Source organism: Pseudomonas cistanchae (assembly GCF_054483635.1).
In genome coordinates, this window is sequence record NZ_JBTLWN010000007.1 from 191,206 (window position 1) to 214,344 (window position 23,139).

Sequence of the window (23,139 nt, forward strand, 5' to 3'; positions counted from 1 at the left end):
CGGCAATCAGCTTAATGGACGGGTGGGGTGAGGCCGCAGCCCTTGAGGATGATCTGCACCAGGTTGTCACCTGCTACCTCGAAATCGCGCTTGCTCAGGCGTGCGCTGTCGGTAACGCGGCAGATCTGCGAGGCGAAGTCGGCATAGTGCTGGGTGCTGCCCCACAGCAGGAAGATCAGGTGCACCGGGTCGACCGGGTCCATCTTGCCTGCAGCGCTCCAGGCTTCGAACACCGCCGCGCGGCCGCGAAACCAGGCGCGGTAGTCCTGATTGAGCATCTGCGAGAGGTGTTCGCCGCCACTGATCACCTCCATCGCGTAAATGCGCGAGGCCTTCGGGTGGCGTCGGGAAAACTCCATCTTCGCGCGGATATAGCGGGCCAGGGCCTCGGCGGGATCGTCGTCCACCTGCAGGTGGTTGAAGGTGCTGTCCCAGAGCTCGAGGATATTGCTCAGCACCGCCTGATAGAGGCCCAGCTTGTTGCCGAAGTAATAATGCAGGTTGGCCTTCGGCAGGCCGACGGTCTGGGCGATGGTGTTCATGCTGGTGCCCTTGAAGCCGTGCCGGGCGAACTCTTCCTCGGCCGCCTTGATGATCGCGTCTTCGTTTTTCTGGCGAATGCGCCCGGCTGGCTTGCCGGCAGGGTTGGCACTGTGCGCGGGTACGTTAAAGGTCATGGGCGATTCCGGCTGATCAGGGAACGGAGCGACAGCACAGATACCCCAACGTCATCGAGGTGACAAGCACGGGCAGCGGAAAATCCGCCTGGCCGACGCCCGATGCCTCGCCAGGGCCGCCTGGGTTTGTCGATTTTGTTCGGCGCAGCGGAACTGGCGCGGCGTTGGCCTATCAGATCGAAATCGCCGCGCCGCCGCTGTTTTTCGTGGCCTTGATCGCTGCAACCCGAGCAAACCTCCCGCCACGTCGCGGGCAATCGCGGATACCTGCCCATGAACACTGCAAGCAACTGGCTGATCCGTAACGCCAGCGCGATTCTCACCGGCCTTGGCGGTGGTGCTGCGCGTGCCGTCGGCCCGGATATTCGCGTCGTTGGCGGGCGCATTGCCGCCATCGGCACGCTGCAGCCTGAGACCGGCGAGCCGCTGATCGATGCGCGCGACTGCGTGGTGTATCCGGCCTGGGTCAACAGTCACCACCACTTGTTCCAGTCGCTGCTCAAAGGTGTGCCGGAAGGGCTCGATCAGAACCTCGACGCCTGGCTGAACGCGGTGCCGTTGCGTTATCGCGGTGCGTTCGATGAACACAGTTTTCGCCTGGCGGCGCGCATCGGCCTGGTCGAACTGCTGCGCTCCGGCTGTGCCACGGTGGCCGATCACCACTACCTGTATTACCCGGACATGCCGTTCGATGGCGCGGCGATCCTGTTCGACGAGGCGCAGGCGCTGGGTATGCGCCTGGTGCTGTGCCGCGGCGGCGCTACCCGCTTGCGCGACACCGCGCGCGGCCGGCAGCTGGAAACCCTGGATGCCTACCTGGCTGACGTGCAACGGCTGGTCGCCCGCTACCACGACCCGGCGCCGGATGCGTACCGCCGAATCGTCATGGCGCCGACCAGCCCACCCTATTCGGTAAGTCCCGACGGTCTGCGGGAGACCGCCCGCGCGGCGCGCAGCCTGGGTATCCGCCTGCACAGTCACCTGTCGGAAACGGTCGACTACCTCGACGAGGTGCAGGCGCGCCACGGCATGAGCCCGGTGGCCTATTGCGCCGAGCACGAGTGGCTGGGCGAGGACGTGTGGTTCGCCCACCTGGTCAAGCTGCTGCCCGAGGAAGTCCAGTTGCTCGGCGCCACGCGCACTGGTGTCGCCCATTGCCCGCAAAGCAACGCGCGCCTGGGCAGTGGCATCGCCGATGTGGTCGCCATGGAGGCGGCCGGCATGCGCATTTCCCTCGGCGTTGACGGCGCGGCCTCCAACGAGGCCTGCGACATGCTCAGCGAAACCCACGCCGCCTGGCTACTGCAGCGGGCCAAGGGCGGCGAGCGGGCGTTGCCGCGATCCGCCGGCGGCGAGCATGAAGGCGGCGCCCATGTGCTCAAGGTCGAGGACGTGTTGCGCTGGGGCACGGCGGGCGGTGCCGAGGTGCTCGGGCTGGATGCAGTCGGCAGCCTGGCTATTGGTCAGGCTGCGGACATCGCGATCTACCGGCTGGACGACCCACGGTATTTCGGCCTGCACGATCCGGCCATCGGCCCGATTGCCTGCGGCGGTCGCGCCCGGCTGCACACGCTGTTGATCGGCGGCCGGCGGGTGGTCGACAACGACTGCGTCGCCGGGCTCGACCTTGCCGAGCTGGGGCGGCAAGCGGCAGCGGCGGTGATCGAACTGCAACGGCGGGTGGGCGCGCGCCGTTAAGCGAGCCCGTTACGGCGCAGGCAAGCGGGGTGTCTGTTCGCGACGCCCGCCCAGGTACCAGCCCAGGGCGCCCCAGGCCGCTGCGCAGAGTGCACCGGCCAGTGCCGCGAGCAATACGCCCTGGCTGAGCAGGTCGAGCAGCGCTTTGGCCCAGGCGCTGATGGCATCGCCGCCGCGATAGACCACGGTGTCGATAAAGTTCTTCGCCTTGTATTTGGTTTGCGCATCGAGCGGGGCGAACAGCATCTCCCGGCCCGGCCGAACGAAGGCGTATTCGCCCACTCGGCGCACGATCATCAGCCCCGCGAGCATGGCGAAGGTCGGTGCCAGGGCCAGGCCGAGAAAACCCAGGCACATCAGCAGCGGCACGCCGGTCAGCAGCGCGCGTATGCCCCAGCGCTGGGCGATGCGCCCGGTGATAAATAGCTGGGCGAACAGCGACAGCGCCTGCACGCAGAAGTCGATCAAGCCGAATACGCGAATCTGCTCGTTGCGTTCGGGGAACAGCTGTGCGACCAAACGCGCCTGTTCGAAATAGAGAAAGGTGCTGACCGTCGCCAGCAGTACCACGAACGCGCTGATCGCCATCAGGTAACGCGAGCCGAGCACCTGGGTGATGCCGCTGAACGGATTGCCCAGCACCGGCTGCTGCGGACTTTCGCCCGGTTCCGCGCCCGGCCGCCCGGCACCGCCAAGGGCGCGCCAGGCCATCAGGTAATGCTTGGCCAGCACGGCCATACCGAGCAACAGCGCCGCCGCGACAATCAGCCCGCTCTGGCCGACCACATCGATAAACAGCGCACCCAGCGCCGGCCCCAGCAAGCCGCCGCAACTGGCGCCCGCGGCGATGAAGGCAAACAGCCGACGCGCCTGCGCCGCGTCGAACACATCGGCCATCAGGCTCCAGGCCACCGACACGACGAACAGGTTGTAGACCGAGATCCACACATAGAACACCCGCGCCGCCCAGATCGCATCGCCGGCCTGTTGAAACAGCGCGGCGAACGCCAGCAGATTGAGGATGAAGAAGCCGTACACCCAGTCGATGTAACGCGCCCGCGCCACCCGCGAGTTGAGCCAGGCGAACAGCGGCACGGCCACCAGCATTACCACGAAGGTGGCGGTGAACAGCCATTGCAGATTGTCCACGCCGCCGCGAATACCCATGGCCTCGCGGATCGGCCGCAGCATGAAGTAGCCGGTGAACAGGCACAGAAACAGGACGAAGCCGCAGAGCGCGGCGCGCCATTCGCCAGGCCGGGCGTTGATGGCGTTGGCCAGCCATTCACCGGGTTGCATGGCAGCCATCAGGGACGCAAGCGCGCTTGGCGACGAATCAGTTGAACGCCTGGGCGATTTTCTCGCGCAGCGCCGCGTCCGCTATCCGGCCGTGGCCGGCCTTGAGGTTGTCGGCCATGTAGCGCGGCTTGGAGGTGGCCGGAATCACCGCCGTGACCGCCGGGTGGGCGATGATGAAATTGAGCAGCAACTGCGCCCAGGAGTTCGCGTCCACCTCCATCGCCCAGCTTGGCAGCGGCTTGTCCTTCACTCGCGCGAGCAGCTCGCCACGCTGGAACGGTCGGTTGATCAGGGTCGCGATGCCATGGTCGGCGCAATAGGGCAGCAGGCGTTTTTCCGCGTTGCGTTCGCCCACCGAATAGTTGAACTGGACGAAATCCACCTTCTCCCGCGCCAGCGCGTCGAGCAGATCGTCGTGGGCGGATTCGCGGTAATGGGTGACGCCTATATAGCGCACCTTGCCTTGCTCCTTCAGCTCGCGCAGCAGTGCCAGTTGGGTGCGGGTGTCCTGCAGGTTGTGCACCTGCATCAGGTCGATCCGTTCGGTTTGCAAGGCACGCAGGCTTGCTTCGAATTGCTGCAAGCCACGCTCGCGGCCCGTGGCGGAAATCTTGCTGGCGAGAAACGCCTTGGCTTCGGTGCTGGTGCGCTCAAGCAGTGCGCCGGTGACCTGTTCAGAGTTGCCGTAGCTGGGCGCTGTGTCGATCAACCGGCCGCCACCGTTGATAAAGGTACGTATCACGTCTTCCAGCGGTTCCAGGCTGTCATCTTCAATGCGCACATCGAAGGTGCGCGAGGTGCCGAGGCCGATTACCGGCAGGGCTTCGCCACTGCTGGGAATGACCCGCTGCAGCAGCTGGGTGGGGTCGAGGGCGAACGCGAAGCGGGGCAGTAGCGGCGCGGCGGCGGCAAGGGCGAGCAGGGAAGCGCTGCGCTGAATAAAGTGACGGCGGCTGGGCATGATGGCCTCCTTGGTTGCACCGCAACGGGTGCAGAAAAGTCCTCAAGCGAGGGCATGGCGAAATCGCCCTTTCGAGCATAGACCTATGACCGCAGAGGCCCGGCAAAGGTGATGGGTGGTTTTGTTAGCGGCCATGTCGCGTAATGCGCGCAAGCGTGACGGTGGGGCTGAAGCTGTTACCGATCTATCGGCAAGTTCGCGAGCCGTAGGGCGGACATGCCGCAGGCTTGTCCGCCATGAGGGTGCACACGGTGGACAAAACTTCGCTATCTCCACTCTACAAAAGCACGCCGCGTGGCCCGGATTTGCGCCTGGCTAGCCGAGCGCCAAGCTTGATGCGCAGGTCTTAACTGTTGGCCAGCGCCTCGAGAAAACTCTCCAGCACCAGGTGAGGGCGCCGCCCTTTGCGGGTGACCGAGGCTAGGCTGATGTCATAGAAGCGGCTGGCCGGCTTGAGCACGCGCAGGCGGCCCTGTTGCACCCAGGCCTGGGCGTAGTGGTCCGGCAGGTAGCCGATATAGCGCCCGGTGAGAATCAGAAAGGCCATGCCTTCACGGTCCGAGGCGCTGGCGGTGCAATTGAGCGCCTGATAGTGGCTCTGCACTTCGGTAGGCAGGCGAAAGGTCGGCGCGATGGCCTCCTGGGCATTCAGTCGTTCATCCGCCAACTGCTGGTCATCGACATAGAACAATGGGTGGCCGACCGCGCAGTAGAGCAGCGAGCGTTCGTCGTACAGCGTCTGGTACTCCAGCCCCGACAGCGCGCCAGCCTGCGGAACCACGCCGATATGCAGGCGGCCGTCGAGCACGCCTTGCTCAACCTCGCTCGGCGGCGTCATGCGGATATGGATGTGCACGTCCGGCCCGCGCTCCTTCAGGCGTGCCAGGGCATTGGTGATGCGCATGTGCGGCACCGTCACCAGGTTGTCGGTCAGGCCGATGTTCAGCTCGCCGCGCAGGTGCTGGTGCAGGCCGTTGACCTCGGTGCGAAAGCTTTCCAGCGCCACCAGCAATTGCTGGGTGCTGCGGTACACCTCGCGGCCTTCCTCGGTCAGCGCGAAGCCGGCGCGGCCGCGCTGGCACAGGCGCAAACCCAGGCGCTGCTCGAGGTCGCTCATCTGCTGGCTGATCGCCGAGCGGCCAATCCCCAGGGCGCTTTCCGCTGCGGAAAAGCCGCCGCATTCCACCACGCTGCGAAACAGCTTGAGCAGGCGAATATCAAAATCACTGACCTGGGCCAGTGGATCGGGGCGGCGGGTGCTCATGGTTGCTACTCGCTTTGTTTAGCGTGGGCTTAACTAAAGATAAGAAGAGTTTGGTTTTACTGACTCTAAGCCCGTGGCACCTTAGCTGACAACTGCTTCTCTCATAAGAACTCACGCTCTTTCTCGCGAGGCCGCCCCATGAACATGCCGCAGACCGCCACCCCGTCGCTGGCCAGCCAGCTGAAACTGGACGCCCACTGGATGCCCTTCACCGCCAATCGCGCTTTCCAGCGCGACCCGCGCCTGATCGTCGGCGCCGAAGGCAGCTGGCTGTTCGACGACCAGGGCCGCAAGATCTACGACAGCCTGTCCGGCCTGTGGACCTGCGGTGCCGGTCACGCCCGCAAGGAAATCCAGGAGGCGGTGGCCAAGCAGCTCGGCACCCTGGATTACTCGCCAGGCTTCCAGTACGGCCACGCGCTGTCATTCCAGCTCGCCGAACAGATGGCCGAGATGACCCCAGGCGACCTCAATCATGTGTTCTTTACCGGCTCTGGTTCTGAGTGCGCCGACACCGCGGTAAAGATGGCCAAGGCCTACTGGCGTCTGAAAGGCCAGGCCAGCAAGACCAAGTTCATCGGCCGCGCCCGCGGCTACCACGGCGTCAACATCGCCGGCACCAGCCTCGGCGGCATCGGCGGCAACCGCAAGATGTATGGCCAATTGATGGACGTCGATCACCTGCCGCACACCCTGCAGCCGCAGCTGGCCTTCACCAATGGCATGGCCGCAACCGGCGGGGTCGAGCTGGCCAACGAGCTGCTCAAGCTGATCGAACTGCACGACGCCTCCAACATCGCCGCGGTGATCGTCGAACCCATGGCGGGTTCCGCCGGCGTGCTGGTGCCGCCCCAGGGTTACCTGCAGCGCCTGCGCGAAATCTGCACCCAGCACAACATCCTGCTGATCTTCGACGAAGTGATCACCGCGTTCGGCCGCCTGGGCAAATGGACCGGTGCCGAATACTTCGGCGTGACGCCGGACATCATCAATGCCGCCAAGCAGATCACCAACGGCGCCATTCCCCTGGGTGCGGTCATCGCCTCCAGCGAGATCTACAACACCTTCATGCAGCAGGCCACGCCTGAGCATATGGTCGAGTTCACCCACGGCTACACCTACTCGGCCCACCCGGTTGCCTGCGCCGCCGGCCTGGCCTCGCTGGAACTGCTCAAGCGCGAGAACCTGCTGCAGCAGTCCGCCGAGTTGGCGCCGAAATTCGGCACCGCGTTGCATGGCCTCAAGGGCAGCAAACATATCGTCGACATCCGCAACTGCGGCCTGGCCGGCGCTATTCAGCTGGCGCCGCGCGATGGCGACCCGGTGATCCGCCCCTACGAGGCCGGCATCGCGCTGTGGAAGTCCGGTTTCTACGTGCGTTTCGGTGGCGACACCCTGCAGTTCGGGCCAATGTTCAACGCCAAGATGGAAGACCTCGACCGCGTCTTCAATGCCGTCGGCGAGACCCTGAACGCAATCGATTGAACCGTAGGGTGGATGACGCTTCACCCATCCACCAAAAAGCCAAAACCGCAAGGTGGATGAAAAAGCGTCATCCACCCTACAAAAATCGGAGACTCCCATGAGCCTTGTTAACCACCTGATCCACGGCGAACTGGTCGCCGGCAGCGGCCGCCGCGCAGACGTGTTCAATCCGTCCACTGGCGCCGTCAGCAAGCAAGTCGCCCTGGCAGACCGCGCCACCCTGCAACTGGCCATCGACTCGGCCAAGGCCGCGTTTCCGGCCTGGCGCAACACCCCGGCGGCCAAGCGCGCCCAGGTGATGTTCCGCTTCAAGCAGTTGCTCGAACAGCATGAAGGCGCCATCGCCCAACTGATCAGCGAAGAGCACGGCAAAACCCTGGAAGACGCCGCCGGCGAACTCAAGCGCGGCATCGAGAACGTCGAGTTCGCCTGCGCCGCCCCGGAAATCCTCAAGGGCGAGTACAGCCGCAACGTCGGACCGAACATTGATGCTTGGAGCGACTTCCAGCCGATCGGCGTGGTCGCCGGTATCACCCCGTTCAACTTCCCGGCCATGGTGCCGCTGTGGATGTACCCGCTGGCCATCGTCTGCGGCAACTGCTTTATCTTGAAGCCATCCGAGCGCGACCCCAGCTCCACCCTATATATCGCCGAACTGCTGCTCGAAGCCGGCCTGCCGAAAGGCGTGCTCAACGTCGTGCACGGCGACAAGGAAGCGGTCGACGGCCTGATCGAAGCGCCGGAAGTCAAAGCCCTGAGCTTCGTCGGCTCCACGCCGATTGCCGAATACATCTACAGCGAAGGCACCAAGCGCGGTAAGCGCGTGCAGGCCTTGGGCGGCGCGAAAAACCACGCCGTGCTGATGCCTGATGCTGATCTTGATAACGCCGTCAGCGCGCTGATGGGCGCGGCTTACGGTTCCTGCGGCGAGCGCTGCATGGCCATTTCGGTGGCCGTATGCGTGGGCGACCAGATCGCCGATGCGCTGGTCGATAAGATCGTGCCGCAGATCAAGGCGCTGAAAATCGGTGCTGGCACCTCCTGCGGCCTGGACATGGGCCCGCTGGTTACTGGCGCGGCGCGTGACAAGGTCAAGGGCTACATCGACGCCGGCGTCGCTCAGGGCGCGAGCCTGGTGGTCGATGGCCGCGACCTGGTGGTGGCGGGCAACGAGAACGGCTTCTTCGTCGGTGGCACCCTGTTCGACAAGGTGACTCCAGACATGAGCATCTACACCGACGAAATCTTCGGCCCAGTACTGTGCATCGTCCGCGTCGGCAGCCTGGAAGCGGCCATGCAACTGATCAACGACCACGAATACGGCAACGGCACCTGCATCTTCACCCGTGATGGTGAAGCGGCGCGCCTGTTCTGCGACGAAATCGAAGTCGGCATGGTCGGCGTCAACGTACCCCTGCCGGTGCCGGTGGCTTACCACAGCTTCGGAGGCTGGAAGCGCTCACTGTTTGGCGACCTGCACGCCTACGGCCCGGACGGCGTGCGCTTCTACACCCGCAAAAAAGCCATCACCCAACGCTGGCCGCAACGCGCGTCCCATGAAGCGGCGCAGTTCGCGTTCCCCAGCAATGGCTAAGCGCGTATCCAGTTCGTAGCCCGGGTTGAGCGAAGCGATACCCGGGAGCTAAGCGCGAGTAGGGCGGTAAACATAAGGCCAGTCGAGAGACTGGCCTTTTTGTGCGCGCACCCCTGGGTATCGCTGTGCTCAACCCAGGCTACGGACACCTCGTAGCCCAGGTCGAGCGCAGCGACACCCGGGAGCGACTCATGAACCGTCAAGGCTACGGCCTCTCCCCGGCTGATAGCTCATCATTCCCACCACCTGCCCAATCCGCCGGCAACATCCCTGACGCGACATAACGATGAAATGATGACCACGGCCAGTCGATCACGCGCTCCACATGGCCGTGCTTGCGTGGGTTGTGATGGATGTAATCGACATGGCGGGAAAAGTCGTCATCGTCACGAATATGATGCTCCCAATAACGCTGCTGCCAGATACCGCGCTCGCCTTTGCGTTGGCGGCTAGCCGATATGTGTTCGCCTGATGGTATAGATCGAGAAAAGCCACTTTTGATCAGACGCCAGCGCAGGGCAAAATCCGCATCCCCGGGTGGCAGCGTGCAGAGCGCGTGCAAGTGATCGGGGAGGATGACGATAGCCTCGATGCGCCACGGATGAAGGCGCATCACATGCCTGAAGCTGGCGCGCAGAAGATCGACATGCGCGGTCAATAAATCGCTGCGGCGGTTCGCCAGGTTGAGGGTGAAAAACCAGGTCGCGCCTGGTGTGGTGTCACGGCGGTAAAGCACCATGGCCTGCAGTCCCTTGCAGAAAAACACCACCCAACTGTAGCCCGGGTCGAGCGAAGCGACACCCGGGAAACCGTGCCCTGGGTATCGCTGCGCTCAACCCAGGCTACGTAAAGGCTTATTCCATCTCTTCTTGTCTTATTCCGCCCCACTGGTTCGTCTAGTCGTCAGGGCCTTCTGTTAAAAAGGGCGTATGTAAGCAAGGAGCAATGATCATGAGCGAGCCGTTTACCCTGGATCTGCAAACCTACCTCGGCCGCCTGGGCTATTCGGCCGCGCCGCCGCCGAGCCTGGAAACGCTGCGCGAACTGCAGCTGCGGCACACCGCCGAGTTTCCGTTCGAGACGCTGTCGACAATGCTGCGCGCGCCGGTAGCGGTGGACCCCGCAGCCATTCAGGACAAGCTGTTTCGTGAGGGGCGCGGCGGTTATTGCTTCGAGCTCAACCAGCTGTTCTTGCGATTGCTTCAGGCGCTCGGTTTTGAGGCGCGTGGGCTGACCGGGCGGGTAGTGATGGGCGGGCCGGAAGATGCGCTGCCGGCGCGTACCCATATGATCGTGCTGGTGACGCTCGACGGCGCGCGCTACATCGTCGATGTCGGTTTTGGCGGCCTGGTGCCGACCGGTCCGCTGCTGCTCGACAGCGACGCGCAACAGGCCACGCCGCACGAGCTCTACCGGCTCAGCCTGCGCGACGGCAGTTACACCTTGCGTGCGCTGGTAGGCGAGGAGTGGCGGGCGCTGTACGTGTTCGATCTGCAGCGGACCGCAGAGATCGATTACACGGTCGCCAGCTGGTACGTCTCCACCCACCCGGATTCGCCGTTTCTCGGCCAGATGATCGTCGCCCGCACCGGGCCGCAGTGGCGCAAGACCCTGCACAACGGCAGCTTCGCCATTCACCGCCAGGGCGAAGTCAGCGAGCGGGTGCAACTGGCCGATGTCGATGCGCTGCTTGAGGTGCTGCGCAGCGAGTTCGGCATTCGCCCGCCGGAGCACCCCGCGTTGCGCGCCACGATCGCGCGCATACTGGCCGAGCAACAGGGCTGACTGCGGCGGCGAAAAACCAGATGATTCACCGCGCCCGTTGTCCATGACCCTGCCAGCGCACCGCTCGGGTTGCCCGAGCGCCCTTAAATTCAGCAGAGCATAACCATGCCCAAGCAGCGATTAGCCAATGCCGTGCGCCTCGAGTTCGAACCCGGCGCGCTGGTGCACAGCAACCTCTCCGGCGCGGCCTTTACCGAGCAGTGGTTATGGGTGGCGGGCGACGAAGCCTGTTCGGTCGAGCGGTTGCAGCGGCTCGAGCCGGTGGCGGGGGAGGTGCTGCGCTTCGGCAAGGGCCGTAGCTTCACCCTGGCCGATCTGCTCGACCTGCCCGGGGCGGCAGACGATGAGGCCGACCTCGAAGGCATAGCGTTGGCAGACGGCTATCTGTGGATGGTTGGCTCCCACGGGCTCAAGCGCAAGAACGCCAAGCCTGACCGCAGCGATGCGGACAACGCCAAGCGGCTGACCAAGCTCAAGCTGGACAGCAATCGTCGGCTGCTGGCCTGCGTGCCCGTCGAGTTCGACCCGCAGGGCGTGCCTTGCCTGGTACGCAGCGCCGAAGACGGCCGCGAAGCCCTGCGGCTCAAGGGTGATGCCGAAGACAACCTGCTCACCGAGCTGTTGGCGGACGACCCGCACTTCGGCCCGTTCATGGCGATTCCCGGCAAGGACAACGGCTTCGATATCGAAGGCCTGGCGGTGGACGGCAACCGCCTGCTGCTCGGCCTGCGTGGGCCGGTTCTACGTGGCTGGACGGCGTTGCTGGAAATCGCGGTCGAGGCCCATGGCGGCCATTTGCGCCTCGTTGCCCTGGACGAGGACGGCACGCTGCTGCGCAAACATTTCCTTCAGCTTGGCGGCCTTGGCGTGCGTGACCTGCATTTCTGTGGCGACGACCTGTACCTGCTCGCCGGCCCGACCATGGTGCTGGATGGCGAAATCCGCCTGTTCAAATGGCCGGGCGCCAGACCGCCGCTAGCCGCCAACCGCGAGCCGGTGCGTTTCGAAGACAACCTGGTGGATGCGGTGCAATTACCCCATGGCGATGGCTGCAACCGCGCTGAGGCGATCTGCAACCTGCCGCTCGCCTTGAGCGGTGGCACGCCAAGCTGGCTGGTGCTGTACGACGCGCCCGGGCCTGATCGCACCGAGGCCGAGTACACGGTATTCGGCGACCTGCTGCAGCGCGACTGAGCCATACGGCTCAGGGCGCAGCCCGGCCTAGCCGCTGGTCCGCTGCGTTGCACTGGCGCGCCGCAGCGGCGTGCAGCGGGTGCTGTCGAATGGGCCGACATAGGGATTGCCGTGGCCCATCGCGCAGCCGACCTTCTGGTTACGCCAGCGCTCCCATTCGCTGATCGGGTATTGGCGGTTCCAGGCCTCGTAGGTCCGCCGGTCCTGCTTTGACAGCCGTAGCCGGTAACGATCGGCCATGTACAGGTAGATGCGCGCCGACGCGCCGCGGGCGCGCTCTGGCGGCATCGCGGTTTTCGCCTTGAAGTTGACCACCATCGGGCAGGCGCCGTATTGCGTGGGGCGCTCGCTGAGCATGCCCAGGGCGTAATTGGAGCGGTCGCCATTGAGCTCGCCGATGCTTGGCACCAGGTTGTGCAGGTCGGCTTCGGCGGCCTTGAACAGCGGATCGCTGCGGGTGCAGTTCCTGCGCCCGCCCTGCTGCCAGCATTGGCGCTGATGGCCGATCACCCAGGCCGGCACCACATGTTCCCACTCCAGTCGCTGGGCGCGACGCAACTGCTTGCGCACGCGGTAACCGCAGCTGCCCAGGTTCACTCGGTTGCCGCTGTAGGTGCAGTTGCAATAGAAGGTGGTGGGGCGTTCGGCGTAGAGCTGCCAGGCAATCTTCTTAGCGGCGGCGAAGGTTTTCGGGGCATCGGCGTAAGCAGGGAGGACAAGCAGCACACACAACAGGGCTAGCAGGCGGGGCATGGAACACTCTGCGCAAAAAGTTGCGCATCATACCTGGCGTCGCTCTAGTCCGGACCTTTCGCCCGTGCGATTTGGCAGCCTTGGAGGTTTTTTGCGATCAGCGTCGCGATCTCTCCCCTGGCTTTAACTTCTGCGCCTAAACGATTGATTGCGCTACAGGTCATATTTAGCGCAGAAAAACCACGCCGCTGGTTTTTTGCAGCTAGGTTTAACCCAGGGTTCCCTATGGATAGCGCTGCCCATGATGACGTCGCGTGACTTTACGGCGGTGCAACAGCCGCTGCCTCGTCCGATTTGCAAGCCGTTCGCCGCCTGGCGTCGACTGGTGCTGGGCGTGCTGCTGATTGGTGCTGCCTCGGGCTGCGCCAGCCGTCAGGACCATCAGTCGATCATCAGCAACAGCAGCTCGATCAAGGCTACCGAATTGCTGCAAAGCCATGCCGACCGCATGGCCACCATCGGCATGCGCAACAACCTCAATAGCCTCTACCGGCTGATGGACAAGCTCTACCTGCGCAACCCGCGGGAATGGCGCAAGACCGGCCTCGCCGATATGCAGGCAGCCAAGCGAGCAGTGCACCGGGCGATAGAGCTGGATCAGCCGCTGCCTGAACTGGGTGGCCGCAAGGACATCGCCGCGCTTGGCTATGCACTCAGCGCCGAATACCAGGGTGATCGGGTTGGCGCTTTCATCTATTCCATCGCCAGCATGCTGATTACTGCTCACGGCGGGCGCACCGAGTTCTACCTGAGCGACTCGCTCGACCCTCAGTTCATCCACAACGCTGCGCGCAATATCGAAATCGCCACCTGGATGCTCGCCAATCGCCGCGACGCCCAGGGCAAGCCGTGGCTGCTGTCCAATGAGATATCGGCCGATGGCCGCAACCTGAGCTATGCCGTGGAGTTCGGCAAGATAGTCGCGCGCCTCGACCTGCTCACCGATGTGCTGGACGAGCGCTACCGGCGCATGGGCGTGAATTATGCCCAGGGCCTGCTGTTTCTCAACTTCCTGCCGGTGCAGTAGCGCTTCCCCAAAGCCGATCTGACCTGCCTCCCGCGCTGCGGCTTCAGCCTCCTAATACCCCGCGTGTTGACGTCGCGTGCCTGCACCGCTGCGCCTATATGCGAGCGCGTGTCAGTTGCTTATGCCTTTCCCTGGGTAAGGACAGCATCGATAGATATCCCAATGAATATCAAACTATACCGTCTGTAACTTGACGCCATAAATTTGCCGATTACGTCTCAGGCCGTTCCAAAGGGCCGCGATTGATTGCTTGACTCTCCTTAGGCTGCGCGTGAACCCACCTCTACAGGAGAGCCAGACATGAAACTCTGGACGCGTAGTTCCGTAGAAAGTGGCCGCAAACAAGTGGCCGCGTTTTTGTTGAGCCTGGCATTGCTGATATGCCCCTCGGTGGAAGCTGGATCTTCCCTGTCGTTGAAAGGACCTCGCGATGTGGTATGGGCCGACTTTCTCGGTGTGAACGCTCAGCTGCTCTGGTTCGAGGAGGCAAGCTACCGGCACCAGCTGGAGCAGATGCAGGCCCTCGGCTTGAATTGGGTGCGCGTCGACCTGCACTGGGACCGCCTGGAGCCGACTCCAGGGCAGTGGCAACTGAGCGAAATGGATCGGATGACCGCGGTACTCGCGGAGAAGAACATCAAGTCGCTGCTGTTCATGGTCGGCTCGGCGCCGTTCGCCAGCAGTGCCCCGGCCGGCACGCCGAATTACGACCAGTACCCCCCAACTTCGGCGGAAGTGTTTGCCGACAGCATGGGCTACCTCGCCGCACGCTATCCCTCGGTCGACGCCTGGCAGGTGTGGAACGAGCAGAACATCTCGCCGTTCTGGCAGCCCGCCGAAGACCCGGTGGCTTACAGCCATTTGCTGGAAACCACCCTTGATCGCCTGAAAACCGCCAATCCGGCAGCGCAGCGCGTCATGGGTGGAATGGCCTATTACAGCCAGATGCCGCTGCGGGGCGGGCTGATGCTGGAGGCCATGGACAGCCTCAATGGCATCGGTCCCGATCGGGTCGTGGCGTACCACCCGTACAGCATGAGCCCCGAGGGCGATGTGGTGGCGGACAAGGATTTTCTGATTCGCGGCACCGTGCTCAACCAGCGTCTGCGCGAGTTGGGCAGCGAGGCGATCTGGGCCACCGAGTTCGGCTGGTCCAGCTACACCGAGCAGATCGAATGGCAACCGCTGGTGGGTGAGCAGGGCCAGGCGGATTACCTGATCAAGCGCATCGCCCTGATGAGCGCGATGGATTACGACCGCATCTTTCTGTTCAACCTGAGCGACCTGGACGCGCGGGCCACGGTGCGTGACCGCAAGTACGGCCTGTTGCGCCTCGATGGCAGCCAGAAGCCCGCCTATCAGGCGCTCAAGCGCTTTCTCGACATCACCGGGCCGAGCGTCAAGCCGATGGACGCTCCGGCGTTCGCCAATGCGCCGGACGGCATGCTGAACATGGCCTGGCAACGCCCCGATGGCCGTTGGGTCTGGGTGTTCTGGGCCCAGGTTCCAGGGCAGGTCACGCTGCCCCGGCCGGGCCAGGGCACGCTCTACAACCCACTGCGCGGCACCAGCCAGACCGTCAGCGCCGGCGCCGGTGGAATAACGGTCGAGGTCGGCACCGAGCTGCAGATTCTGCTGCTGTGATCGGCTACTGCGCGTCCTGAATCGCCTGCTCCAGCCGTTCGGCATTGTGCTGGTTGGCCTGGTCGATCTGCTGTTGCAGTTGCTCCATCTGCTGTTGCGCCTGCTTGGCTTTTTCCGCCTGCAAGGCGGCGGTGGCGGCGGTCTCGCCGGCGCCGCAGCCGAGCAGGGCGAGCAGGCCGATCAGGGCAATGCTGATGTGAAGGACGCGCATGGCAGCTCCATGAAATAACTGAAGGGGAAGGCGGCTCGACGGCGCCAGGCTTAGACCTTGCGGACGAATTCGGACTTGAGCTTCATCGCGCCGATGCCGTCGATCTTGCAGTCGATGTCATGGTCGCCGTCTACCAGGCGGATACCCTTGACCTTGGTGCCGACCTTGACCACCAGCGACGAGCCCTTGACCTTGAGGTCCTTGATCACGGTGATGGTGTCGCCGTCCTGCAGCACATTGCCGACCGAATCCTTGATCACCTTGCCGTCGTCTGTCGCGCTGTCGGCGCCGCCGTCGGCGGACCATTCATGGGCGCACTCCGGGCATACCAGCAGGCCGCCGTCTTCATAGGTGTACGTGGACTGGCAGTTCGGGCAGGGCGGCAGGGTGCTCATGGGCGATCTCGCAGGTGGGCTAAACGAAGGGCCGCGAAGTGTATAAGGTTTTGCCGCGATTGGCTGCGCGCGCCCAGCCAGGCGGCGTGTCAGCGTTGTGCTGAGGGCGCGTGGCTCGGTTCGGGTTCGGCGGGTTGCAGGCCGTAGCGCTGCAGGATGGTCGCCACCGTGCCGTCGGCAATCGCCGCGCTTACACCGCCGCTGAACGCCTTGAAGCGCGCCTCGCTGACCCGCTTGCGCGACAGGCCGATGGCGTAGGACACCGATTCCAGGTGGCCGACCTTGCGAATGCGCACCAGCTTCTCTTTCTCGATCAGGTGACGGGCGACATCACGGTTCAGCACGACCAGGCCATCCGCACCGAAACGGCCGACGTTGAGCATGCGCAGCAAACGCTGATTATCAGTGACCAGCTGCACGTCGACATCCGGGACTGCCTGCAAGTGTTCGCCAAGGATGTACGACGTGCCGGACGGCCCGTAGACGCCAACGGTGCGGCGGCGCATGTCCGCCGGGCTGCGGTAGGCGAAGCCGCTGTCGGCCAGGGCGTAGATGTCGTAGCGCGAGGTTGCCAGCATCGGCGTGATGAAAAAGGCGCGCTCCCGCGCGGGCGAGCGGATCACGGTGAACAGGCCATCCACTTCGCCGTTTTCGCCGAGTGCCAGGGCGCGGCGCCACGGATGGACCTCGATGGTGCAGCGGTAGTGCAGACGCTCGCACACGGCGCGGACGATATCGGCCATAGCGCCATCGGCCTGGGGCAAGCCGGCCGCAGTCTTGACCCGGCTGGAGGCGAAGCTGAACGGGCGAAACTCCTCGGTGACGAAGTGCAGGTCGGTGGCCAGGCCATTTCCGGCGACCGCCGCCAGCAATAACGCGGCCAGGATTCTGCGGATCACAGGATTGCTCCTCTGGTTGCGGGCGGGTCGCCGCTCGGCTGTGCGCATGGCAGTAAGGCGAAGCATAGCGCGCATGCCGCCTGCCAGCGTAGCCAATAAGCCTGAACTCACCGCCGCCTGTACCGTTCCAAAGCTCATCGTTGAGAGCCAGATTGGCGTTGGGGGGCTGAGTATGTTTTTTCCGAGTTTACCGAATGTGAGCATCGTGACCGTCATCAAGCGCACGGTGGCTGACTTCATCGATGATGAATTACCGACGTATGCATCCGCGCTGGCCTTTCAGCTGTTTTTCTCGCTGTTTCCCTTTCTGCTGTTTCTGATCGCGCTGATCGGTGTGCTGGACCTGCAGTCGTTCTTCGACTGGCTGCGCGAGCAGGCCGCGCTGGTGATGCCCCAGGCCGCGATGGAGCTGGTCGACCCGGTGATCGAGCAGCTGCAGACGCAGAAGGCCGGGTTGTTTTCCGTGGGTATCCTGGTGGCGCTCTGGACCGCCTCGGCCGCCGTGCGCTCGGTGATGGACGCCACCAACAAGGCCTATGGCGTCACCGAAGGGCGGCCGATCTGGAAGCGCGTGCCGTTGTCGCTGCTCTACACCGTGGCGATTGCCGGGACCCTGCTGATGGCGGCAGGCCTGATGATCGTCGGGCCGCAGGTGATCGGCTGGCTGGCGCACTACCTGGGGCTGGAGCAGGTGGTCATCACGCTCTGGACCTGGCTGCGCTGGCCGATCGTGGTGATTCTGCTGATGGTCGTGGTGGCGGTGGTGTATTACGTCGCGCCGGATGTCGAGCAGGAATTTCGCTTTATCACCCCAGGCTCGGTGCTTGCCGTGGTGGTCTGGATAGTCGGCTCTCTCGGCTTCGGCTACTACGCGCAAAACTTCGCCGACTACAACGCTACCTATGGCGGCATCGGCGCAATCATCGTGTTTCTTCTGTACCTGTACATCTCATCGGCGGTGCTGCTGTTTGGCGCCGAGTTGAACGCGGTGGTCGAACACCTCGCCGAAGAAGGCAAGAACGAAGGGGAGAAGGTCGCCAACGAATAGGTGACCGCGCGCCTGAGCTGGCGCGCGTCGCCTTGCCGAGCTAGCGCTCGAACGCGCCGAGGTCGCAGGTCGCGACGCCGTCACCGTTGCCATCCAGCGGCCGTGGGGCGCGGCGCTGATCGTGGCTGGCGCAGGAGCCGATCGAGGCGTCCAGTGCCGGGCTATTGGCGGGCAGGGTGAAGGTCGGGCTGTTACCGCCGTTATCCGCCATTGGCTCCAACACCTGGGTGAAAGTCTGCTGGTTGTCCACGGTCAGCTCGGCAGTGCAGTTGCCCGGCCCGCTGCCGAGCAGCAGCCCCACTGCCTGGTACTCCGCCAGGTCGCCGGCGTTGTTGCAGTTGTCCACCGAGGTTTCGTCGTACAGGCCGCTGTTGCCGCTGATCAGGCTGTTGCGCAGCCGCAGCTTGCCGAAGTTGTGCAGCCCGCCGCCCAGGTTGCCGGCGATGGTGACGTGGATCAGCGTCGCTTCCGGAGTGCCGCTGAATGGCGGGTACGACTGGCCGTTGTTGAAGGTGCCGCCGAAATAGGCATTCAGGTTGTCGTTGCCGCCCAGGGTGCTGTTGCTTAGTTTGAGCACGCCGATATTGGTGATGGCCGCGCCGCTGCCCGAGGCGCTGTTGCCGATAAAGGCGCTGCGCGCGACATCGGCGTTGCCGCGGTTGTACACGCCGCCGCCCATGCCGGTCTCATCGTCGTCGGAGGCGCGGTTGTTGCTGAACAGGCTGTCGCGCACCAGCGCCGTGCCCTGGTTGAAGAGCGCGCCGCCGCGCCCGGAAAACGCCTCGCCTGCGCTGGAGCGGTTGCCGTTCAGCACCGAGTTGTACAGGTTCAACTGGCCGAAGTTGGCGATGCCGCCTCCGGCGCCGGGCTCGAAGGCACCGGATGCCAGGTTGCCCTCGAAGCGCACGCGCTGCACGGTCAGGGTGCCGTGGTTTTCGACCCCGCCGCCAAAGTAGTAGGTGCGCCCCCGTTGCACGGTGAGGCGGCTGAGCGTGAGGTTGGCGCCGGGAAGCACTTCGAACACCCGGTCGATATAGGCACCGTCGACCGTGCTGCCGGCCGCAGCACCGAGAATGGTCAGGTGGCCGCTGACGTCGAGATCGCCGTTCTGGTTGTCATCGTCATCGAGAATTTCCCCTTCATCGCCCCGCGGCGGCAGCAGCGCCAGCGTATGGGTGCCCGCTGGCAGGAGGATGCGGTTGCTGCCGCCCAGGCTGTTGGCCGCCTGCACCGCATCGCGCAGCGAGCAGACAGCAGCGCAGACGCCGCTGAGCTGGTCGGTGTCGCTGGTAACCAGAAAATCGGCCGCGTAGGTGGGTAGGGCAATCATGCAGAGGGCGAGCATGGGGGCGCGCAGCGAATGCTGAGCGGAGCAGGTAGAGCGCATATCGATTCCTTTTCGGCCTGAGGCCAAAGCGTTATGACGCGGACACAACACTGCTTCCGCAGGCTGAGCGTGATCACCCAGTGGAGAATGGACAGCGCGCCGATAATGCCGTTCCAGAGCCGTGCAGCCGTTTATCCGCTGGTGCGTGCCAGGGGCAGGATCAGCGCGATCTCGCCGCCAATTGCGTCAGCGCAGCTGGCTCAGGGCGTGGCGGGGCCGAGCCACTGCAGAGTGCCGGAGTCGCTGAAGCGCGCGCTACCGAACAGGCCGCCGGCCAGCTTGCCGCGCAGGTGATACTGCAGGCCGTCTTTTTCCTGGTAGCCCGCTACACCCCAGGCCTGGCGCATCACCGAGTAGGCCGAGATGGTCACCGGCACGCTGATCAGCGCTTCGCCGAAGCGCGGTACCTGACCGCGTTGCGCACTGACGCCGTTGGCCAACGGCTGATCGTTAATCGCCAGTTGCAAGGCCACGCCGTTGTAGGAAATGGCATCGTCGTTGGGGTTCTGAATCCGCAGCTTTACCGCGAAACGCATTTCCAGACCTTCGCCCGGCAAGGGCTCCAGGCCCACCAGGTCGATGTGCAAGGGGTCACGTGGGCCGAAACTGCTGCAGGCGCTCAGGCCAAGCAACAGCAGGCTGACGAACCAGGCGCGCAACCAGCGGCCATCGAAACGCATGGGACGAACAGGCATCGGCTGGACTTCCTCTTGGATGGGGACTTCAGGTTCGCTTGGCACTGTGGACTACAAAGCTGTGGACGACTATTGAGGTATGAAAGTCGCGCAACCTCAGGCAGCGGGCGGCGGCACTGATCGCCGCCACCCCGCCTGGCCGTTAGTGAGTGGTGGACGCGAGGTTGGCCTTTTGCCGATAGAGATCGGCCAGGCTGTGTTTGGCCTTGCGCAGTTCATCCTGCAGGTAATGCAGCTCCTGATCAGGCTGTTTGAACATCGCCTTCATGCTGCAGTGGCCAGTCAGACCGCGGGTCAGCAACAGGCCGCCAGCGCCGATTTCGGCCAGGCCTACGCCGCCGCCATTCTTGATGCCGCGACTGATGAGTGCGACACCCAGGCCGGTGGACAGCTTGCGCTCCCAGCCGGTGACGTTGGCGATCGGCAACTGAGTGTTGGCCAGTTTGACGGTGGCCGGTGCGGTGCTGCCAGGTTCTGCGCGTGGGGGTGTATCAATCATGTTGAGCCTCCTCGGTAGTTTCAGATGATTGGATTGGGCCGTGGGCTCAGCGGGTCGCGGCTGTCCACGCCGATATCGGCGCCGGCTTGCGGGCCGGCGTCCATATCCAGGGTGGGCATGGGCCGCGTATCGCTGCACGGAGAAGTGCCAAGACGGGCGGCGGAGCTGGGCGAGGCTACCCGGTTAAACACCCGCTTGGCTTCGCAATGCCCACTGATACCGCGCAGCAGACCCATGCCGCCGATGCCCATGTTGACCAGGCCCAGCACGCCGCCCTTGCGTGCGCCCTTCACCAGCAGCAACAGGCCGCCACCGATGGAAGCGGCGCGTTCCCAGCCCTGGACGTTGCGTTGAGGCGCTGCGGTTGTGCGTGATTGGGGATCGAATGCAACCATGTCGTCTACTCCATCAGGGGGGTGTATAGACGACTTGCCCAAGCGTCGGGCTGTTCAATCCAGTCGATAAACGGTGTTTGTGCAGTGGCTCGCAGCCTCTCTAGCTTGAGCCTTTTACTGTAACAATCAGATCAAACTGTTAACCGCTGCTGTGGTCGATTGCAGCATTGGCACTGGCAGTACCGTGCCCCGACGTGATGGATAACGGAGTGGCTGCATGAAGAAAATTCCAGGGGGAACCCTGTTTGATAGTTCGCTGGCCTTGTTGAGCGAAGGTTACCGATTCATCTCCAACCGCTGTGAGCGGTATCAGAGCCCTATATTCGCTACCCGATTAATGCTGCAACGAACCATCTGCATGCGTGGCGAGGCGGCGGCCGCGCTGTTTTATGACCAGCAGCTATTCACCCGCAAGAACGCTGCTCCGCGCCTGCTGAAGAAAACCCTGTTCGGCATTGGCGGCGTGCAAGGGCTGGACGGCACCAGCCATTTGCAGCGCAAGCAGCTGTTCATGCACGTGCTGGCGCCTGAGCGGGTCGAGCTGCTGGTGCAACTGGCGGAGCAGCAATGGCTGGCGGCGCTGCAGCGCTGGGAAGGCCAGCCCCAGGTGGTGATGCTGCCGGAAATCGAAACCCTGCTGTGCAAGGCTGTGTGCCGCTGGGCCGGTGTACCGCTGGCGGATGGCGAGGCGGCTGAGCGGCGCGAGCAGATGGCCGCGATGATCGACGGCACCGCGCGTCTGGGATGGGGCCACTTCCAAGCCCGCGCCGCGCAAAAGGCCGCGCAGACCTGGGCGGCCAACCTGGTGGTCGCCCAGCGTGGCGGCCAGTTGCACGCCCCTGCGGAATCCGCATTGGCGGTGCTCAGCCTGCACCGTGACGACGACGGAGAGCTGCTGGAAGAAGAGGTCGCCGCAGTCGAATTGCTCAACCTGCTGCGCCCGACCGTGGCGGTGGCGCGCTTTATCGTGTTCGCCCTGCTGGAGCTGCATCGCCACCCGGAGTGGAATCGGCGCCTGGTGCAGAGTGATGAATGGCTACGCCCCTTCACCCAGGAAGTGCGGCGGCTGTATGCCTTCTTTCCGTTCGTGCCCGCGCGCGTGCGTCAGGATTTCGAATGGCAGGGCTATCGCTTCGACGCCGGCACCCGCGTGCTGCTCGACCTGTACGGCACCAACCGCGACCCGGCGACCTGGCCAAAACCCGACGACTTCCTCCCGGAACGTTTCAACGCGCGCCAGGGCAGCGACTTCGACTTCATCACCCAGGGTGGCGCGACTGCGCAGCAAAACCACCGTTGTCCGGGCGAGGACCTGGCCATCGCCCTGATCGAGAATGCCCTGCGCCTGTTTAGCCGGCGCATGCGTTACACCGTCGCCACGCACGACATCAAGGTCTCCAGCCGGCGCATCCCGATGCTGCCGTCCAGCCAGTTGATCCTCAGTGAAATAACGGCGGTACGCGCCTAGCCTGTAGCGGACACCAACGTCGTTTCGTGTGGTCTCAAGAGGCGACGGCGGCCATGCGCCCGCTACGCCTGGAAGCGTGCTGCCGCGCCATCCTTCACTTGTGGAACAGCCAATGAGACTTCTCTACGCAGTGTTTTTGATGAGCTTATCCCTGACGGGCTTCGCAGCGCCGGCGCCCGCCACCCAGCCCGCGCCGCTCGCCGAACCCTGGACGCTCAACGACCAGTTCGACCGCCCTTACCGCCTTGATGCGAACACCCGCGTGTTATTGGTCGCCCGCAGCATGGGCAGCGCCAAGCTGGTCAACGCGACGTTGGAGGATCAAGCCAAAGGCTATCTGGAAGCGCGTGATGCGGTGTTTATCGCCGATATCGAACGCATGCCGGCAGTGGCCAAGCTGTTTTTTCTGCCGGCGATGCGCGATGCGTCCTACCGGATTCTGCTGGATCGCGAGGGCCAGGTGGCCGCGCGTTACGGCAGCGAACGCGACGCGGTGATCTGGGTCGAGGTCAGGAATGGCGAAGCGCTTCAGCAACGCCTGTTCAGCGATGCGACGAGCCTGAAAAGCGCGCTGGATGCCCTCGCGCCTTAGGCCCTACGCTCAGTCGTAGGTGGCTCAGCGGTGCTGTCGGCACCTGCGCAGCAGGCGTTCGCGCGGTCCCTCCGGTTTGAAGTAGGCGCGGCTGCGCAGTGCCATCGTCTTTGCCAGCGCACCGGCCAGCCCCGCAACCAGCAATACCTGCAACAGTTTTTTGCTCATA

24 protein-coding genes are annotated in these 23,139 nt (G+C 64.0%); 10 read left to right on the forward strand and 14 right to left on the reverse strand.

Going from position 1 to position 23,139, the window contains the following annotated elements; all coding sequences use genetic code 11:
* Nucleotides 1-11: 11 nt before the first annotated feature.
* Entirely contained in the window at nucleotides 12-677 is a 666-nt protein-coding gene (locus ACX0MV_RS19015; RefSeq protein WP_458984062.1) for a TetR/AcrR family transcriptional regulator, read from the reverse strand.
* A gap of 273 nt (nucleotides 678-950) precedes the next feature.
* Between ACX0MV_RS19015 and ACX0MV_RS19020 the strand changes: the two genes are divergently transcribed.
* Nucleotides 951-2,375, forward strand: coding sequence for an amidohydrolase family protein (locus ACX0MV_RS19020; RefSeq protein WP_458984063.1), 1,425 nt, complete (start codon nucleotides 951-953; stop codon nucleotides 2,373-2,375).
* Nucleotides 2,376-2,384: 9 nt separating this feature from the next.
* Here the strand turns inward: ACX0MV_RS19020 and ACX0MV_RS19025 are convergent, their stop codons facing one another.
* The 3 genes from ACX0MV_RS19025 to ACX0MV_RS19035 form a co-directional block, all read right to left on the reverse strand.
* On the reverse strand, nucleotides 2,385-3,674 hold the full coding sequence (locus tag ACX0MV_RS19025) for an NTP/NDP exchange transporter (RefSeq protein ID WP_458984227.1): 1,290 nt from the start codon (nucleotides 3,672-3,674) through the stop codon (nucleotides 2,385-2,387).
* A 37-nt stretch (nucleotides 3,675-3,711) separates the two neighbouring features.
* Entirely contained in the window at nucleotides 3,712-4,635 is a 924-nt protein-coding gene (locus ACX0MV_RS19030; RefSeq protein WP_458984064.1) for an aldo/keto reductase, read from the reverse strand.
* 346 nt (nucleotides 4,636-4,981) lie between these two features.
* Nucleotides 4,982-5,899, reverse strand: a complete 918-nt coding sequence (locus tag ACX0MV_RS19035) for a LysR family transcriptional regulator (RefSeq protein ID WP_458984065.1) — start codon at nucleotides 5,897-5,899, stop codon at nucleotides 4,982-4,984.
* A 138-nt stretch (nucleotides 5,900-6,037) separates the two neighbouring features.
* Here ACX0MV_RS19035 and aptA point away from each other — a divergent pair, with 138 nt between their 5' ends.
* Both aptA and ACX0MV_RS19045 read left to right on the forward strand, forming a co-directional pair.
* On the forward strand, nucleotides 6,038-7,384 hold the full coding sequence (gene aptA, locus ACX0MV_RS19040; protein ID WP_458984066.1) for an omega-aminotransferase AptA: 1,347 nt from the start codon (nucleotides 6,038-6,040) through the stop codon (nucleotides 7,382-7,384).
* Nucleotides 7,385-7,481: 97 nt separating this feature from the next.
* Complete coding sequence (locus ACX0MV_RS19045; protein WP_458984067.1) at nucleotides 7,482-8,978, forward strand: CoA-acylating methylmalonate-semialdehyde dehydrogenase; 1,497 nt, start codon at nucleotides 7,482-7,484, stop codon at nucleotides 8,976-8,978.
* Between the two features lie 205 nt (nucleotides 8,979-9,183).
* Here the strand turns inward: ACX0MV_RS19045 and ACX0MV_RS19050 are convergent, their stop codons facing one another.
* Nucleotides 9,184-9,717 (reverse strand): REP-associated tyrosine transposase, encoded by a 534-nt coding sequence (locus tag ACX0MV_RS19050; RefSeq protein WP_458984068.1) that lies wholly within the window; start codon nucleotides 9,715-9,717, stop codon nucleotides 9,184-9,186.
* Between the two features lie 212 nt (nucleotides 9,718-9,929).
* On the opposite strand from ACX0MV_RS19050, the gene ACX0MV_RS19055 reads away from it, so the two are divergent.
* The gene (locus ACX0MV_RS19055; protein WP_458984069.1) at nucleotides 9,930-10,763 is read left to right on the forward strand and encodes an arylamine N-acetyltransferase family protein; all 834 of its coding nucleotides are present in this window, start codon (nucleotides 9,930-9,932) and stop codon (nucleotides 10,761-10,763) included.
* 105 nt (nucleotides 10,764-10,868) lie between these two features.
* Entirely contained in the window at nucleotides 10,869-11,957 is a 1,089-nt protein-coding gene (locus ACX0MV_RS19060; protein WP_458984070.1) for a DUF3616 domain-containing protein, read from the forward strand.
* Between the two features lie 27 nt (nucleotides 11,958-11,984).
* On the opposite strand, the gene ACX0MV_RS19065 is transcribed toward ACX0MV_RS19060, so the two are convergent.
* Nucleotides 11,985-12,710: an endonuclease gene (locus ACX0MV_RS19065; protein ID WP_458984071.1), complete on the reverse strand. Its 726-nt coding sequence runs from the start codon at nucleotides 12,708-12,710 to the stop codon at nucleotides 11,985-11,987.
* A 244-nt stretch (nucleotides 12,711-12,954) separates the two neighbouring features.
* On the opposite strand from ACX0MV_RS19065, the gene ACX0MV_RS19070 reads away from it, so the two are divergent.
* Nucleotides 12,955-13,737, forward strand: coding sequence for a hypothetical protein (locus tag ACX0MV_RS19070; RefSeq protein ID WP_458984228.1), 783 nt, complete (start codon nucleotides 12,955-12,957; stop codon nucleotides 13,735-13,737).
* 300 nt (nucleotides 13,738-14,037) lie between these two features.
* Nucleotides 14,038-15,381, forward strand: a complete 1,344-nt coding sequence (locus ACX0MV_RS19075) for a beta-galactosidase (protein ID WP_458984072.1) — start codon at nucleotides 14,038-14,040, stop codon at nucleotides 15,379-15,381.
* A gap of 4 nt (nucleotides 15,382-15,385) precedes the next feature.
* On the opposite strand, the gene ACX0MV_RS19080 is transcribed toward ACX0MV_RS19075, so the two are convergent.
* The 3 genes from ACX0MV_RS19080 to ACX0MV_RS19090 all read right to left on the reverse strand — a co-directional run bounded on the left by ACX0MV_RS19080 (nucleotide 15,386) and on the right by ACX0MV_RS19090 (nucleotide 16,883).
* The gene (locus ACX0MV_RS19080; protein WP_458984073.1) at nucleotides 15,386-15,592 is read right to left on the reverse strand and encodes a hypothetical protein; all 207 of its coding nucleotides are present in this window, start codon (nucleotides 15,590-15,592) and stop codon (nucleotides 15,386-15,388) included.
* Nucleotides 15,593-15,642: 50 nt separating this feature from the next.
* Nucleotides 15,643-15,987, reverse strand: coding sequence for a zinc ribbon domain-containing protein YjdM (locus tag ACX0MV_RS19085; RefSeq protein ID WP_458984074.1), 345 nt, complete (start codon nucleotides 15,985-15,987; stop codon nucleotides 15,643-15,645).
* Nucleotides 15,988-16,076: 89 nt separating this feature from the next.
* On the reverse strand, nucleotides 16,077-16,883 hold the full coding sequence (locus tag ACX0MV_RS19090; protein WP_458984229.1) for a substrate-binding periplasmic protein: 807 nt from the start codon (nucleotides 16,881-16,883) through the stop codon (nucleotides 16,077-16,079).
* Between the two features lie 175 nt (nucleotides 16,884-17,058).
* On the opposite strand from ACX0MV_RS19090, the gene ACX0MV_RS19095 reads away from it, so the two are divergent.
* Entirely contained in the window at nucleotides 17,059-17,934 is an 876-nt protein-coding gene (locus ACX0MV_RS19095; RefSeq protein ID WP_458984075.1) for a YihY/virulence factor BrkB family protein, read from the forward strand.
* Between the two features lie 40 nt (nucleotides 17,935-17,974).
* On the opposite strand, the gene ACX0MV_RS19100 is transcribed toward ACX0MV_RS19095, so the two are convergent.
* The 4 genes from ACX0MV_RS19100 to ACX0MV_RS19115 form a co-directional block, all read right to left on the reverse strand.
* On the reverse strand, nucleotides 17,975-19,321 hold the full coding sequence (locus ACX0MV_RS19100; RefSeq protein ID WP_458984076.1) for a choice-of-anchor Q domain-containing protein: 1,347 nt from the start codon (nucleotides 19,319-19,321) through the stop codon (nucleotides 17,975-17,977).
* 200 nt (nucleotides 19,322-19,521) lie between these two features.
* A complete protein-coding gene (locus ACX0MV_RS19105; protein WP_458984077.1) occupies nucleotides 19,522-20,016 on the reverse strand; it encodes an LEA/WHy family protein in 495 nt (164 codons plus the stop codon).
* A gap of 142 nt (nucleotides 20,017-20,158) precedes the next feature.
* On the reverse strand, nucleotides 20,159-20,515 hold the full coding sequence (locus ACX0MV_RS19110; RefSeq protein WP_458984078.1) for a YgaP family membrane protein: 357 nt from the start codon (nucleotides 20,513-20,515) through the stop codon (nucleotides 20,159-20,161).
* 20 nt (nucleotides 20,516-20,535) lie between these two features.
* Nucleotides 20,536-20,910 (reverse strand): hypothetical protein, encoded by a 375-nt coding sequence (locus ACX0MV_RS19115; RefSeq protein WP_458984079.1) that lies wholly within the window; start codon nucleotides 20,908-20,910, stop codon nucleotides 20,536-20,538.
* A gap of 217 nt (nucleotides 20,911-21,127) precedes the next feature.
* Here ACX0MV_RS19115 and ACX0MV_RS19120 point away from each other — a divergent pair, with 217 nt between their 5' ends.
* Both ACX0MV_RS19120 and ACX0MV_RS19125 read left to right on the forward strand, forming a co-directional pair.
* Nucleotides 21,128-22,378 carry a cytochrome P450 gene (locus ACX0MV_RS19120; RefSeq protein WP_458984080.1) on the forward strand — a complete coding sequence of 417 codons (1,251 nt, stop codon included), beginning with the start codon at nucleotides 21,128-21,130 and terminating at the stop codon, nucleotides 22,376-22,378.
* A gap of 139 nt (nucleotides 22,379-22,517) precedes the next feature.
* Nucleotides 22,518-22,970 carry an FAD/FMN-containing dehydrogenase gene (locus ACX0MV_RS19125; protein WP_458984081.1) on the forward strand — a complete coding sequence of 151 codons (453 nt, stop codon included), beginning with the start codon at nucleotides 22,518-22,520 and terminating at the stop codon, nucleotides 22,968-22,970.
* Nucleotides 22,971-22,994: 24 nt separating this feature from the next.
* Here the strand turns inward: ACX0MV_RS19125 and ACX0MV_RS19130 are convergent, their stop codons facing one another.
* A complete protein-coding gene (locus ACX0MV_RS19130) occupies nucleotides 22,995-23,138 on the reverse strand; it encodes a hypothetical protein (protein WP_458984082.1) in 144 nt (47 codons plus the stop codon).
* Between the last annotated feature and the right edge of the window lies 1 nt (nucleotide 23,139).

Coding starts and splice junctions, on each gene's coding strand:
- ACX0MV_RS19110 (WP_458984078.1), bottom strand. CDS start 20,515: ATGATTGATACACCCCCACGCGCAGAACCTGGCAGCACCGCACCGGCC.
- aptA (WP_458984066.1), top strand. CDS start 6,038: ATGAACATGCCGCAGACCGCCACCCCGTCGCTGGCCAGCCAGCTGAAA.
- ACX0MV_RS19035 (WP_458984065.1), bottom strand. CDS start 5,899: ATGAGCACCCGCCGCCCCGATCCACTGGCCCAGGTCAGTGATTTTGAT.
- ACX0MV_RS19070 (WP_458984228.1), top strand. CDS start 12,955: ATGACGTCGCGTGACTTTACGGCGGTGCAACAGCCGCTGCCTCGTCCG.
- ACX0MV_RS19045 (WP_458984067.1), top strand. CDS start 7,482: ATGAGCCTTGTTAACCACCTGATCCACGGCGAACTGGTCGCCGGCAGC.
- ACX0MV_RS19080 (WP_458984073.1), bottom strand. CDS start 15,592: ATGCGCGTCCTTCACATCAGCATTGCCCTGATCGGCCTGCTCGCCCTG.
- ACX0MV_RS19060 (WP_458984070.1), top strand. CDS start 10,869: ATGCCCAAGCAGCGATTAGCCAATGCCGTGCGCCTCGAGTTCGAACCC.
- ACX0MV_RS19085 (WP_458984074.1), bottom strand. CDS start 15,987: ATGAGCACCCTGCCGCCCTGCCCGAACTGCCAGTCCACGTACACCTAT.
- ACX0MV_RS19095 (WP_458984075.1), top strand. CDS start 17,059: ATGTTTTTTCCGAGTTTACCGAATGTGAGCATCGTGACCGTCATCAAG.
- ACX0MV_RS19065 (WP_458984071.1), bottom strand. CDS start 12,710: ATGCCCCGCCTGCTAGCCCTGTTGTGTGTGCTGCTTGTCCTCCCTGCT.
- ACX0MV_RS19125 (WP_458984081.1), top strand. CDS start 22,518: ATGAGCTTATCCCTGACGGGCTTCGCAGCGCCGGCGCCCGCCACCCAG.
- ACX0MV_RS19075 (WP_458984072.1), top strand. CDS start 14,038: ATGAAACTCTGGACGCGTAGTTCCGTAGAAAGTGGCCGCAAACAAGTG.
- ACX0MV_RS19120 (WP_458984080.1), top strand. CDS start 21,128: ATGAAGAAAATTCCAGGGGGAACCCTGTTTGATAGTTCGCTGGCCTTG.
- ACX0MV_RS19130 (WP_458984082.1), bottom strand. CDS start 23,138: ATGAGCAAAAAACTGTTGCAGGTATTGCTGGTTGCGGGGCTGGCCGGT.
- ACX0MV_RS19100 (WP_458984076.1), bottom strand. CDS start 19,321: ATGCGCTCTACCTGCTCCGCTCAGCATTCGCTGCGCGCCCCCATGCTC.
- ACX0MV_RS19105 (WP_458984077.1), bottom strand. CDS start 20,016: ATGCCTGTTCGTCCCATGCGTTTCGATGGCCGCTGGTTGCGCGCCTGG.
- ACX0MV_RS19025 (WP_458984227.1), bottom strand. CDS start 3,674: ATGCAACCCGGTGAATGGCTGGCCAACGCCATCAACGCCCGGCCTGGC.
- ACX0MV_RS19050 (WP_458984068.1), bottom strand. CDS start 9,717: ATGGTGCTTTACCGCCGTGACACCACACCAGGCGCGACCTGGTTTTTC.
- ACX0MV_RS19030 (WP_458984064.1), bottom strand. CDS start 4,635: ATGCCCAGCCGCCGTCACTTTATTCAGCGCAGCGCTTCCCTGCTCGCC.
- ACX0MV_RS19055 (WP_458984069.1), top strand. CDS start 9,930: ATGAGCGAGCCGTTTACCCTGGATCTGCAAACCTACCTCGGCCGCCTG.
- ACX0MV_RS19115 (WP_458984079.1), bottom strand. CDS start 20,910: ATGGTTGCATTCGATCCCCAATCACGCACAACCGCAGCGCCTCAACGC.
- ACX0MV_RS19015 (WP_458984062.1), bottom strand. CDS start 677: ATGACCTTTAACGTACCCGCGCACAGTGCCAACCCTGCCGGCAAGCCA.
- ACX0MV_RS19020 (WP_458984063.1), top strand. CDS start 951: ATGAACACTGCAAGCAACTGGCTGATCCGTAACGCCAGCGCGATTCTC.